The organism is Dietzia sp. IBK-p2-15D, from assembly GCF_057773105.1.
Genome location: NZ_JBYMTK010000002.1, coordinates 428,855 through 441,339 on the forward strand (window position 1 = coordinate 428,855; position 12,485 = coordinate 441,339).

At 71.0% G+C, this 12,485-nt stretch carries 9 protein-coding genes; 2 read left to right on the top strand and 7 right to left on the bottom strand.

Translation table 11 applies throughout. The annotated features are described in order from the left end of the window. Nucleotides 1-70: 70 nt before the first annotated feature. The 5 genes from AC3DEV_RS04895 to AC3DEV_RS04915 form a co-directional block, all read right to left on the bottom strand. Complete coding sequence (locus AC3DEV_RS04895; RefSeq protein ID WP_488371452.1) at nucleotides 71-1,198, bottom strand: alpha/beta hydrolase; 1,128 nt, start codon at nucleotides 1,196-1,198, stop codon at nucleotides 71-73. 195 nt (nucleotides 1,199-1,393) lie between these two features. After that, nucleotides 1,394-3,460 carry an arabinofuranosyltransferase AftB family protein gene (locus tag AC3DEV_RS04900; protein ID WP_488371453.1) on the bottom strand — a complete coding sequence of 689 codons (2,067 nt, stop codon included), beginning with the start codon at nucleotides 3,458-3,460 and terminating at the stop codon, nucleotides 1,394-1,396. A gap of 16 nt (nucleotides 3,461-3,476) precedes the next feature. Then, on the bottom strand, nucleotides 3,477-4,514 hold the full coding sequence (locus AC3DEV_RS04905; protein WP_067714824.1) for a decaprenyl-phosphate phosphoribosyltransferase: 1,038 nt from the start codon (nucleotides 4,512-4,514) through the stop codon (nucleotides 3,477-3,479). Continuing rightward, complete coding sequence (locus tag AC3DEV_RS04910) at nucleotides 4,511-5,146, bottom strand: phosphatase PAP2 family protein (RefSeq protein ID WP_067714827.1); 636 nt, start codon at nucleotides 5,144-5,146, stop codon at nucleotides 4,511-4,513. The genes AC3DEV_RS04905 and AC3DEV_RS04910 overlap by 4 nt, the downstream gene beginning before the upstream one ends. After that, nucleotides 5,130-7,130 carry a glycosyltransferase gene (locus AC3DEV_RS04915; RefSeq protein ID WP_185951029.1) on the bottom strand — a complete coding sequence of 667 codons (2,001 nt, stop codon included), beginning with the start codon at nucleotides 7,128-7,130 and terminating at the stop codon, nucleotides 5,130-5,132. Before AC3DEV_RS04915 ends, AC3DEV_RS04910 begins: the two co-directional genes overlap by 17 nt. Before the next feature lie 174 nt (nucleotides 7,131-7,304). On the opposite strand from AC3DEV_RS04915, the gene AC3DEV_RS04920 reads away from it, so the two are divergent. Further along, nucleotides 7,305-8,042, top strand: a complete 738-nt coding sequence (locus AC3DEV_RS04920) for a peptidylprolyl isomerase (protein WP_488371454.1) — start codon at nucleotides 7,305-7,307, stop codon at nucleotides 8,040-8,042. A gap of 33 nt (nucleotides 8,043-8,075) precedes the next feature. On the opposite strand, the gene AC3DEV_RS04925 is transcribed toward AC3DEV_RS04920, so the two are convergent. Further along, nucleotides 8,076-9,518: a DUF5129 domain-containing protein gene (locus AC3DEV_RS04925; RefSeq protein ID WP_488371455.1), complete on the bottom strand. Its 1,443-nt coding sequence runs from the start codon at nucleotides 9,516-9,518 to the stop codon at nucleotides 8,076-8,078. Nucleotides 9,519-9,582: 64 nt separating this feature from the next. On the opposite strand from AC3DEV_RS04925, the gene AC3DEV_RS04930 reads away from it, so the two are divergent. Beyond that, a complete protein-coding gene (locus AC3DEV_RS04930) occupies nucleotides 9,583-10,968 on the top strand; it encodes a hypothetical protein (RefSeq protein ID WP_488371456.1) in 1,386 nt (461 codons plus the stop codon). Nucleotides 10,969-11,047: 79 nt separating this feature from the next. Here the strand turns inward: AC3DEV_RS04930 and glf are convergent, their stop codons facing one another. Further along, nucleotides 11,048-12,250 (bottom strand): UDP-galactopyranose mutase, encoded by a 1,203-nt coding sequence (glf, locus tag AC3DEV_RS04935; RefSeq protein ID WP_488371457.1) that lies wholly within the window; start codon nucleotides 12,248-12,250, stop codon nucleotides 11,048-11,050. Nucleotides 12,251-12,485 lie beyond the last annotated feature (235 nt).

A 12,485-nucleotide genomic window follows, 5' to 3' on the forward strand; every position in this document is an offset into this window, starting at 1 on the left:
GCGCGGGGCCCCGGTGTGACGGGTGAGGACTCGCTGACGGGAGTCCGATTCGTCGGCTAACTCTGCGCGATCACCACGCGTGGGCGTCCATCACGTCGAGGATCTGCGCCGAGCGGGCCGCGATGAGGTCGTCGTTCCAGTAACCCCAGCCGTGGATGCCGGTGGTCCGGTACTCGAACGTGGCCTTATTCGGCGCGGCGTTCATGGTGTTCTGGAACGCCAGCGTCGAGCCACGGGACAGGCCCTCGAGGATGATGCCGTTGAACGTGTTGAACACGGCCTGCAGGCTGGAGGGCTGGTCGTACCGGCCCGGGATCGCGGACCCGGCGGTCACGTACATCGGGATGTCGCGCAGCTTGGCGGCGTTGAGCAGCGGGTCGTGCTCGCCCCACTTCGGCGAGCCCGGCAGACCCCACATGGCGAACGGGTCGCACTTGCACTGGTCGAACATCGCCAGCGGGATCATGGTGTACATGCCCGGCGCGGTCGGGTTCATGTAGCCGGAGAACACCGAGACCTGCTTGAACTGGTTCGGGTGCTTGGCGGCGAGTGTCGCGGCCGCCGAGCCGCCCATCGACAGTCCCGCGATGGCGTTGTTGTCGCGACGGACGCCGAAGTGGGCCGCGAGGTAGTCCGGCAGTTCCTTGGTCAGGAACGTCTCGTACTTGTACTCGAGCAGGTTGCCGCCCAGGTTGATCGGCCGGTCCCAGTCGGAGTAGAAGGACACCTGGCCGCCGACCGGCATGACCAGGGTGATGTTGTCCTGCAGGAAGATGCGGTGCGCCTGCGCGTCCCGGGTCCACGCGTTCCAGTCGTCGCGCGCACGCAGGCCGTCTAGGAGGTACAGACCCGCGTTGCCGCCGAAGCGGGCCGGCTGGACCTGCACCTTGATGTCGCGGTTCATCGACGGCGACCACACGTTGCAGAACTGGACCCAGGAGCGGGCCTGATCGTCGTACCAGCATCCGGGCCGGAGCCTGCCGCGGTCTCCGAGCGGATCCTCGTTACCTCCGGCCGGCCGGAACGCGGGGGCGGCGGGCGGCGGGGCAGCCGAGCCCGCGGACCCGAGGCTGGCCGACGAGCCCTGCTCGGTCGCCTGTGCGCCGACCAGTGCCGGGGCCCCGACGATGAGCCCTGCGGCCGTCGCCAGAGCGGTGAGCCCGGCGGCGAACCTGCGCCGGAGGGTGGATTGGGACATTCGTTGGTTCCTTTGTTCGTTCCTGGTGCCCGGGAGGGCATCGGTGACGTTCATCGGACCGGCCCCACCAGGGGAGGACCGGAACTGCGACATCGAGTTCATCGATACTGTCGCGCACTTTGGGGCAGGTGTTACAGGTCGGGGACCGTTTCGACCCCCGACTGTTACCGTTTCGAGACAACAGCGTGCGCCACACTACCGAGTGCCCTGATACTTCTCCACTTCCTCCGGCATCGGCAGCCCGCACCGCTGCACCTCGTACGCAGGGATTCTGTTGATCCTGTACTCGGCGTATGAGAATGCGTTCACCACGTTGGACCAGCGCCTCTCGAGGGTCAACGGGGCCGTGTAGGACTCGATGAGCGCCTGCGTGGCGGGGCACTGGAGCGCGACCTCGGCCTGGTTCACCCAGTTGACGTCGATCCACCGCGGGAAGTTGACCGGGTCCTCCACGACGCCGGTGCGCGCGAGCACCCAGTCGTACGGCAGGAACTTGTCGTGCCCGATCCGGCCGTCCTCCATGCGGTCCGTGTGCGCGGCCAGCGGCGAGGCGAGCCCGACGGTGTCGTAGACGTCCACGTCGAGCGGCAGGTTCATGCTGGTCATGCCGAGGTTGAGGAACACCACCGTCTTGACGGGCTCCTCCGGCAGCTCGAACGGTGCCAACCCGGGCATCGGTCGGTCGTAGGACACCACGTCCCACCGGTCCTGGAACCCCGGCACCGGGAGGAACACCGCGCCGGTCCGGTTCCGGGTGACGTCGTTCACCAGGGCCCGCATCCGGGGGAAGTCCAGATAGTCCTCGGCGAGCAACGGGTGTCTGTGTCCGGTCCGCTGGATGTAGAACTGGCGCTCGTCGACGATCCCCGCCGACGTGATCGACTCCGGTTCCTCCCGGAACGGGTCCTCGGTGACCTGGACGGTCACCGCCCAGCCGACGACGACGAGCCACGCAGCCGCGATCGCCGGGACCGCCACCCGGCGCACCGAGGCCTCCGCGGACCCGCCGGCGGGACCGACGGGGAGGGGCACCACCGAGACCGGCAGGAGGAGCAGGAACAGGGACGGCAGCAGCACACGGCCGTGCATGAAGTCGCCGCCGACGCGGATGACGTAGAGCAGCATCACCAGTGCCACCACGAGGAACACGACCGTGACTACCGGGGTGGAGCGGGCCCGGCGGCGCAGCCGCGGCAGGCGACCGCCCTCGTCGTCGTCGTGGTCGTCGGCGCCCCCACCGTCGCCGCCACCGTCGCCGACGCCGCCTCCCCGCGGATCCGCTACCGTCCCTCGGGATCCGCTAGCCGAATCCGGATAGCGGATCCGGAGCGGGAGTAGCGGATTGTCGCTGCGGGGGGCCAGGCGGGCCCAGAGGGCGACTATTCCCGCGACGAGCACGGCGGCCAGCGGCAGCAGCAGGACGTACGGCGACAGCAGGTTCCACAGGTACTCGGCGCCCTTGTCCCACTTCGACCCGCCGGCGTCCTTGGCCACGGCCGTGAGCGGGTACGGCAGCGCGTAGAACGACATCCGCCAGACCTGGTAGACCACCGGGACCGTGCCGGCGAGCACCACCAACCACCCGAGGTGACGCCACGACTGGTGGGCGACGGCCATCAACGCGAGGAACGCCGCTGCGGCCAGCGCCATCTCGGGACGCACCAGGGGGCCGAGCCCGGCGAGGAAGGCGATCGCGGCCGTGCCCGGGGCGGGCAGGCCGAACCGGCCCTCACGATGGGGCGCGCGGGCCCACAGCTGCAACCCCAGCCACATGGCGCCGATCCAGCAGATGACCAGGCCCGTCTCGAGACCCGAGGTGGCGAAGTCGCGGGCCGGGGGCAGCATCACGTAGACCAGCACGCCGAACGGCAGCAGCACCATCGGCCCACCGGCCGGTGCACGGCGGGTGCCGCGGTACATCACGCGAGTACCCAGCATCGCGCACACCACCGCGAGCATGCTCAGCGTGAGCGCCACGCCCAGGACGACCAGTTCGAGCCGGTACCCGACGAGCTCGTGGACGCCGTAGATGAGGTACGTCCACAGCGTGGAGGTGTTGGACTCGACCCGCTCCCCCGCGTTGAACACCGGGCCGTTGCCGGCGATGAGGTTGCGGACGGTCCGCAGGACGATGAGGCCGTCGTCGGCGATCCACCGGCGCTGCCAGGCGCCGGCGAAGAAGACCGCCGCCACCACCACGACCCCGGTCCAGAAGACCGTCCCGGTGCGCCCGAACCGGCGCGCCGCCGTCACCTGCGACATCGTCCGTCCGCCGGACTCAGGCGATCGACGGGACGATATAGACGCCGATCACGACGGTGAGGACCCACAGCGCCGCGAGGACCTGCAGGACGCGGTCGCCGAGGGCGATGTCCTCGGGCTCGCCGGCCTGCGCGGCGTCGACGTCGACCGCGTAGCGCAGGACGGCGATGGTGAACGGCACGATCGAGATCTGCAGCCAGATCGCCGCCCCGTTCGGCTGCGTCGGGTCGGAGCCGCGGTCGTACGCCCACAGGGCGTAGCAGAGCACGAGCACCGTCGCCGAGAGCGTCCAGACGAACCGCAGGTAGGTGGGGGTGTAGCTCTCCAACGCCTTGCGGATCTTGGCACCGGTCTTCAGGTGCAGGCTCAGCTCGGCGTAGCGCTTGCCGGCGGCCATGAACAGCGAACCGAACGCCATGACCAGCAGGAACCACTGCGAGATCTCGACCTCGGCGGCCGCGCCACCGGCGACCGCGCGCAGCAGGAAGCCGGAGGAGACGAACGCGATGTCGAGCACCGGCTGGTGCTTGAGCCCGAAGCAGTACATGAGCTGCAGGACGATGTACACGGCCACGACGATCGCCAGGGCCGGGTGCGCCAGCAGCACCGAGATGGCGATCGACGCGATGATGAGCACCACCGCCATGCCGTACGCCAACCCCACGGGCAGGACGCCCGCCGCGATGGGGCGGAACCGCTTGGTCGGGTGGGCGCGGTCGGCCTCGACGTCCAACGCGTCGTTGATGAGGTACACGCTCGAGGCGGCCATGCAGAACGCCACGAACGCGATGAACACCGAGAACAGGACGCTGCCGTCGGTGAGGGTCTGGGACCCGGCCGCCGCGGGCGCGGCGATGACGAGGACGTTCTTGACCCACTGACGCGGCCGGAGCGCCTTGACCATGCCGTCGAGGAGGTTCTTGGGCGGCGCGCCCTTGGCATCCTCCTCCGCCTCGGCGATGTCGTCGATCTCGTTGGCGGTGTGCGGTTCGGCGCCGAGGAGGTGGTGGTCTGCCCCGCCCCGGGTCACCGGCGCTCCGGACTGATCGGTCATCGCTTCTCCTCGCGGTTCTGGGTGACGCCTGGGCCCGCCGCGCCGTCGCGCAGTGTCTCGGGCAGCACGCTCTGGACGGCGGCCGAGGGCCACACAGCGCGGGTGAGCGCAGCGCAGCCCGCGCCGACCGCGGCGCCGGCGAACACATCCGAAGGGTAGTGGACTCCCAGCACCAACCTGGACGCCAGCATGACCGGCACGAGCGCCGGCGCCACCGGGACCCCGGCCACCGACCCCGCGAGCAGCGCGAACGCGGTGGTCGACGTGGCGTGGGACGACGGGAAACTGAGCTTGGAGGGGGTACCGACGCCGACGGTCACCGCGGGGTGGTCCGGTCGCCGCCGTCGGATGACGCGCTTGACGACGACGGACGTGGCATGGGCGCCGAAGCTGCCGACGCCGACCATCGCCCACCGACCGCGGCGGGCCGGATCGACGGCCATCCCCGCGGCCGCGACCGCCATCCACCCCAGGGCGTGCTCCCCGACATGCGACAGTGTCACGGCCGCCTCCCGTGATCCGGGCACGGCCAACAGCTGACGCTGGATCGCCGCCAGCAACCGGACCTCGCCGGTCGGTACGGGGATCTCCACGGCGGGATCGGACACCACCGGATCAGGATTCGAAGACACGGCCCCAGGCCTCCTTGGTCACGAGATCGGCGTGGGCGTCGCGGTAGCGGCGGCGCATCTCCGGGAATCGGCGGAACAGCTCACGGTGCACGGCGGCCGACTCCTTGAACAGGGCGGCGGCGAGGTCGCGGTCGCGCTTGCGGTAGACGACCCCGCGACCGTCGGCGGTGGTGACGGTCGCGCCGTCGACCCTGCTGAGCGAGTACCAGCGGGCCTCGATCGGCGGGAAGTTGGCCTGCGGCACCTCGTGGTGCGTCTTGTCGTCCCTGCTCAGGGTGTGGGCAAGGCCCCGCGCCAGCGCCACCGCCTTGCGGACCGGGCCGCGGGGCTCGGAGTGGATGCCGGCCGGGCCACCCGACGGTGCGGGCAGGTCGACGGCCGACGGGATGACCACCGCGTCGGGGAACTCCGCCCGCATCGCGCGCACCTTGGGCAGCGCGGTGGGCAGCAGTTCGTACAGGGCCTCCGGCCCCTTGAGGAAGTCGCGGATGGCCTCGATCTGGATGGCGACCGTCGAGTACTCGAGGCACACCAGGTGCTTGACCAGCGCCTTGAGGCTGGACTGCATGATTCCCCTGTGGTCGCCGTCGTGGTACATCGACGCCACCACCAGGCGGTTGCGGAGGTGGAAGTAGGCCTGCCAGTCGATCGCGTCGTCCTTGTCCGACCACGCCATGTGCCAGATCGCCACGCCGGGCATGGTGACGGTGGGGTGTCCGGCCTGCCGGGCGCGCAGCCCGTATTCGGCGTCGTCCCACTTGATGAACAGCGGGAGCGGCTGCCCGATCTTCTCGGCGACCACGCGCGGGATGAGGCACATCCACCAGCCGTTGTAGTCCACGTCGATGCGGCGGTGCAGCGGCTTGGGGTTCTCGCGGTCCGTCAACTGGTAGCGCGAGAAGTCGTAGTCGTAGTCCGCGTGCGGGGCGGCGGTCCACATGAAGTCGTGCGCGCCCACCACCTCGCCCATGGTGTGCAGGTGGCTGCGTTCCTGCAGGTTGAGCATCTGCCCGCCGACCAGCATCGGGACGGTGGAGAAGCGTCCGAACGCCAGGGCCCGCAGGATCGAGTCGGGCTCGATCTCGATGTCGTCGTCCATGTACAGGATGTACGGGGAATCGGTCAGCCTGCGCGCCTCGTACATGATGCGGCTGTAGCCGCCCGAGCCGCCGAGGTTGGGCTGGTCGAAGATGTGGAGTCGGTCCCCGAGGAACTCCGCCGCCTCCGCGAACCCGGGCTCGTCGCGGACCTTGCGGTCGCCCTGGTCGGGCATGAGGACGGCGTCGATCACGGCGTCGACCTCGGGATCGGAGGTCAGTGCCCGCAGCGCGGCCACCGCGTCGCCGGGCCGGTTGAACGTGGGGATGCCGACGGTGACCCGCCGGTCGTTGGGCACCTGCACCGCCGGGTCGGGCGTGCCGTCCGGGCGGGCGTCGGGACGCGTGGACGGCGCGTCGACCGAGGAGTACCACCCGCCGGCGAGCAACTCCACGTCCGTGTCGGAGGTGAGGTCGAACCAGATCCAGCCGCCGTCCTCGAACGGGCCCAGGTCGCAGACGAATTCGACCGTCGTCACCTGGTCGGCGCGGCCCGGTTCACCGACGACGTCACCGGTGACCGCGATCCGCGAGCCGTCGATCTTGGAGCGGTACAGGTCCACGCGACCGGAACCGCGCACCGTCAACCGGAGGACGACCTCGCCGAGGACGGACCAGCGCCGCCAGTACGCCGCGGCGAACGCGTTGAAGTAGGTGGCGAACGAGACCTCGGAATCGGCCCCGATCCGCAGCGAGGTCCGGGCGGAGGAGTGCGCGCGCCGGACGTTGGTGGGCGCCTCGGCGAGGTAGAGCGAGCGCACGTCGAGCGGCTCACCGGCCCGCGGCAGGATGATGCGTTGGAGGCATTCCCGGCCACGTGGAGCGGAGAGCGCGACGACCGACCGCTCGATCTCGTCGATCAGTTCGTGGTGGCCGTGGTGTTCCATGTGTGCCAGTCCCCGTCCCGACGGCCGGGGGCCGCCCTCATCAGCCTTGCTGCGCCTCGCCCTGCCCGCACGGCGGGCAGGAAAGCCGGGTCGATCGTACCCGTCAGGGGCGTGATGCCCAGTCCAGCACGCGCCGCGGCCCACCCGGGCCGGCGGAAGAAGTAGGTTCGTCCCATGCACCTCACCGGATCCGCCCGCCGCCGCCCGACCGTCCGCACCGCCCTGGGGGTGCTCGCCCTCGCCACGCCCCTCGCGCTCGCCGGGTGCGGCTCCGATGACGCCCCGTCCGACGACGCGGCGACCACCGGGGCGACCGCGGCGTCCCAGTCCGAGGGCCGCGAGTCCGGCGGGTCCACCGGGGGCGCTGTCGAGTGCCCGCCCGCCGAGGGCGCAGCGGAGCGCACCACCTCGTTCGAAGCGGCCCCGCCGATGTGCCTGACCGACGGCGTCGACTACTCCGCCGTCATCACCACCGACGCCGGCCCCGTCACCGTGGACCTGCTCGAGGAGAAGGCCCCGGAGACGGTGAACAACTTCGTGTTCCTGGCCCGCAACAAGTACTACGAGGGAGTCACGTTCCACCGTGTCATCCCCGGCTTCATGATCCAGGGCGGCGACCCGCAGGGCACCGGCAGCGGCGGCCCGGGATACGAGTTCGCCGACGAGCTGCCCGAGTCCGGCGAGTACGAGATCGGGTCGTTGGCCATGGCCAACGCCGGACCGGACACCAACGGCTCCCAGTTCTTCATCGTCACCGGCGACTCCGGCGTCTCCCTGCCGCCGGACTACAGCCTCTTCGGCACCGTCACCGACGGGATGGACGCTGTCACCGCGATCGAGGACGACGGCAGCCCGCAGGGCCGGCCGCAGACGCTGCACACGATCGAGTCCGTGGAGATCGTCGAGGGCTGAGCCGACCCGGGCCGGGCGGGCGGTGCCGAGGCTCTAGTACCCGCTCGATCCTCCGCCGCCGGAGAACGACGCGTTCGAGTAGCCGGTGGTGGTGGAGCTGGCCGACTGCGCCGCCTGCACGTCGTGCGCGTGCCAGCTGGAGACCACGTAGTACGGAACGAAGCCGTTGTAGCCGTAGCCGGCCCGCCAGTCGCGGTCGTACAGCCGGGGCGCGTGGCGGTCGCCCGCGTCCTTCGCCGCCTCGACGTCCGCCATCTCGCGGGCCCGGATCGCCTCCACGACGAGCCGGTAGTCCACGACGAGCCGGGCGTAGCGGCCCATGAAGTCGGGGGCCTGCGGATCCCGGGCCAGCTCGTCGGCGCGGGCGTCCAGGGCCCGGGCCTCGGCGGCCAGTCGCTCGTCCTGCGTCCCCAGCGCCGCGGCGAGCATGTCCTCGTGCAGCTCCCCGAGCTGGCGGCGGCGTACGTCGGCGTCCCCCTGCTCCATGCGGAAGAGCTGGTCGATGTTCTGTTCCGCCGTGATCATCTGGTCGACAGTGGTGTGGGCGGTGTCGATGTCACCGGCCTTGGCGCGGAACTCGGCGTCCGTCGAATCGGGCCGCAGGTCTCCGATCCGGCCCATGACGGTGTCCAGCGCGAGGAACCGGCCGCGCACGTCCTCCCACTGGGAGCGCAGCTCGTCATCGGCCAACGGGGAGGTGAGTGAGTTGGCGCGGATGTCCAGCCCGCTGAGCTCCCCCGCGACCCGTCCGTATTCGCGGGAGACCCGGTCGTAGCGCTCCCTCGCCGTCGTCGCCTTCTTCTTGCGGCTCGCCGCGACCCCGGCGCCGACCGCGCCCGCGACGACCACCCCGGCCCCGGCGAACGCCCACGGCAGCCACGCCGGCGCGGGCTCGGGCTCCGGCGCCTGCACCGCGGGATCGGCCGCCGCCTGCGCACCCGCCAGCAGCCCGACCGCGTGGTTCTCGCGCCGCATCGGGTCCTTCATCGCCTCGAGTGACCCGTCGAGGTGACCGCCCTCGAAGAGGTCGAGCGCGGCGCACACGTCGTCACCGCAGTAGATGCCGACGTCACGCGCCTCCGTGTCGTTGGCCACGATCAGGGTCCCCGGCGCCCACTTCTCCCTGTCCTCCGCCACCAGGTCCGGTCGCTCGGCCTGGGCGAAGCGCTCGGTGGTGTCGTTGAGGTTGTCGCCGTCGTCGTCGAAGACCAGGTACTCGACGTGCGCCACCTGCGGCGGGAACGCGATGCGCCCGGTCTCGGTGCGGAGCAGATCCTGGTCCCCGGGTGAGAGCACCCCGGCCCGGTCGGTGATGCCGACCTCGACCGCCTGCGCCGGGGCCGGCGCGGGGGCGGGGGCGGGGGCCGGCGCCTGCGCGCGGGCCGGCGCGAGCGGGAACAGCAGGAGCAGCAGGGCCGCGACGCCGGCGAGCACCACGAGCAGGCGCAGGGCCGGGGCGGTCGTCGTCCGTGTCATGACCCGAGCCTAGTGCCGCAGGTGGTCGGTGGCGGCGACACCGATCGGCGATAGTCTCGACCGGGTGTTCGTCCTGGAAACGCTCATCGCCCTCACCGTCGCCCTGACGACCGCGTTCGGCGGCCTCGTCGCGGAGGACCTCATCACCCGAGACGCCTCGTGCACGATCTCCTCCGTGCCGGACCTGTGGTCCGAGGCCTGCACGTCGCCGTCCCGGCTGGGCTGGTTCATCGGCACCCTCGTCGTGCTCGTCGTGGCGATGGCCCTGCGGGCATGGCTGCTCGCCCACAACGGCACCCTGTACTACCTGCGCCTGCTGCCGGCCGAGAGCGCGGACCGGATGCGCGCCGCGGTGGACGTGGCCAACGCCCGCAGCCTGGGCTTCCGTTCGGCCACCGGGTGGTTCGGCACCGCGAACGAGGTGGTGGACCTGCGCCGCGAGGTCGACCACGTCTCCGACGAGCTCGAGCGGGCGATGAACGACGACGACGACGCGACAGGCTTCGTCCTGGCCCCCAACCTCGCGTTCCCGGCGGCGCTGGCGGTCGGATACGACGTCCTCCTGCGCGAGCGCACCCATCTCGCCGAACTGCCGGTCGAGGCCCGCAGGCGTCGCCTGCCCGGCGGCGACACGGGCGTGCGGACGGTGTACTTCGACGACGGCGACGACATGTGGGCCGAGCGCCGGTGGCGGTCCCGCCGCAGCCAACCCGGAGCCGAACTCTCGATGGTCACCCTCCCCACCGGGTCGGCGACCGCGGCGCGGGCCGACCGGACCTCCGTGCAGAGGGTCTGGCTCTCACTCCAGCTGGACGGGGGCGGTCCGGTGTCCGAGGTGGACGCGGGCCATCCACTGCGGGAGGCGGCGGACCTCGTCGTCGTCGTCGGCCCCACCGACGGCGGACCCGCCACCGGCACGGACGGTGACCGCACGGGCGACGCCGGCCCGGGAGCAGCCCAGACCCTGGTCCCATGGACGCTCCCCGCCGGACGGTGGTACCCGGGCGCGAGCGGGCGACAGATAGACCGGCGGGCCTTCGCTCGGCTCGTCGAGGAACTGTCCGGCGCGGTCGAACAGGTCCTCGACGACTACCCGGAGGCGCAGGTCCTGCTGTCCGGTCGGATGCCACGGAGTGTGGCGTTCGCGCTGGGCTACGTGATCTCCCAGCGCAAGGACGACCGGATCGAGGGCAAGCGCGCGGCCCTCCACCCGACCCGGGCCGACGACACCCGCGCCGAGCGCGCCCAGGCCCTGGCCGAGAACGAGGGGCTGAGCTCGCTGAGCCGCTTCTGGACCTCGGTCACCCCGGTGCTCGAGCACCTCGGCGAGGCCAAGCCCACGCTGGTGCACATCGCCCAGCGCGACGCGGTCGTGCGCGGGCTCGTCGCCCCGGCCGGCAGCACCACCGCCGAATCCGCTACCCCGACTGGGGATCCGCTATCCCGATAGGAGTAGCGGATCCCGATTCCGAGTAGCGGATTCTGGGGGTGAGGCACGCGGTGCGGGCCCGGCGCCGCGGCGAGCAGGCTCAGCCTTCGGCCAGCGCGGCGCCGTCCCGCAGGTGCGGCGCCAGGGTGTTGTCGAACATCGTCAGCGCCGAGGCGATCGCCATGTGCATATCGAGGTACTGGTAGGTGCCCAGCCGGCCGCCGAAGAGCACCTTGTTGGCGGCGGTCTCGGCCTTGGCCCGCTCGCGGTAGGCGGCCAGCCGCTCACGGTCGGTGGACTCGTTGATCGGGTAGTACGGCTCGTCGTCGCGCTCGGCGAAGCGGCTGTACTCGCGCATGATCACCGTCTTGTCGGTGGGGTAGTTCTTGCGCTCGGGGTGGAAGTGACGGAACTCGTGGATGCGGGTGTAGTCGTATTCCGCGTCGTTGTAGTTCATCACCGGAGTGCCCTGGAAATCGCCGGTGGGCAGGACCTCGGTCTCGAAGTCCAGGGTGCGCCAGCCCAGCTCGCCGTCGGCGTAGTCGAAGTAACGGTCCAGCGGGCCGGTGTAGACGACCGGCGCGTCGGGGCTCGCGGCGCGGACGGCCTCGCGGACGTCGAACCAGTCGGTGTCCAGCACCACGTCGATCTTGTCGTCCGCGGCCATGTTCTCCAGCCACGCGGTGTAGCCGTCGACGGGCAGGCCCTCGTGGGTGTCGTTGAAGTAGCGGTTGTCGAACGTGTACCGCACGGGCAGGCGGGTGATGTTGCCGGCGGGCAGGTTCTTGGGGTCGGTCTGCCACTGCTTGGCCGTGTAGTCCTTGATGAACGCCTCGTACAGCGGGCGGCCGATCAGGGAGATGGCCTTCTCCTCGAAGTTGGCCGCGTCCTCGGCGGAGAACTCGGCGGCCTGCTCGGCGATGAGCGCGCGCGCCTCGTCCGGCGAGTAGTAGCGGCCGAAGAACTGGTTGATCAGGCCCAGGCCCATGGGGAACTGGTACGCCGTGCCCTTGTGCATGGCGAACACGCGGTGCTGGTACCCGGTGAAGTCGGTGAAGCGGTTGACGTACTCCCACACCCGCTCGTTGGAGGTGTGGAACAAGTGCGCGCCGTACTTGTGGATCTCGATGCCGGTCTCCGGCTCGGGCTCGGAGTAGGCGTTACCGCCGATGTGGTGGCGCCGATCGAGCACCAGGACGCGCTTGCCGAGCTCGGTCGCCGCCCGCTCGGCGACGGTCAGGCCGTAGAAGCCCGACCCCACCACGATGAGGTCGTAGGTGTCCCACTGCCGTTCGCCTGCCATAACCGTCGGGCCTTTCCGTAGTACGTCGCCGCGGTGTCCGCCGGGTAGTGCGTCCGCCGGCCGCTCGCCTGACCGCGCGCCGGTCGGCGCGGGTGCGGGTCCCAGGGTATCCGGCGGGTCGGGGGTGGGTTCAGGGCACGCCGACGACGACGAGGTGGACGACTTCTCGAGACGACCGCGGTGGCCCACGGTGCAGGTGGGGCGTCGGCGCCGTCGTACGCCGGTTCGAAACTAC

What these genes read in the sequence shown, in the direction of transcription:
- AC3DEV_RS04915 (WP_185951029.1), bottom strand. Translation starts at nt 7,130, where the DNA reads ATGGAACACCACGGCCACCACGAACTGATCGACGAGATCGAGCGGTCG.
- AC3DEV_RS04895 (WP_488371452.1), bottom strand. Translation starts at nt 1,198, where the DNA reads ATGTCCCAATCCACCCTCCGGCGCAGGTTCGCCGCCGGGCTCACCGCT.
- AC3DEV_RS04905 (WP_067714824.1), bottom strand. Translation starts at nt 4,514, where the DNA reads ATGACCGATCAGTCCGGAGCGCCGGTGACCCGGGGCGGGGCAGACCAC.
- glf (WP_488371457.1), bottom strand. Translation starts at nt 12,250, where the DNA reads ATGGCAGGCGAACGGCAGTGGGACACCTACGACCTCATCGTGGTGGGG.
- AC3DEV_RS04925 (WP_488371455.1), bottom strand. Translation starts at nt 9,518, where the DNA reads ATGACACGGACGACGACCGCCCCGGCCCTGCGCCTGCTCGTGGTGCTC.
- AC3DEV_RS04900 (WP_488371453.1), bottom strand. Translation starts at nt 3,460, where the DNA reads ATGTCGCAGGTGACGGCGGCGCGCCGGTTCGGGCGCACCGGGACGGTC.
- AC3DEV_RS04920 (WP_488371454.1), top strand. Translation starts at nt 7,305, where the DNA reads ATGCACCTCACCGGATCCGCCCGCCGCCGCCCGACCGTCCGCACCGCC.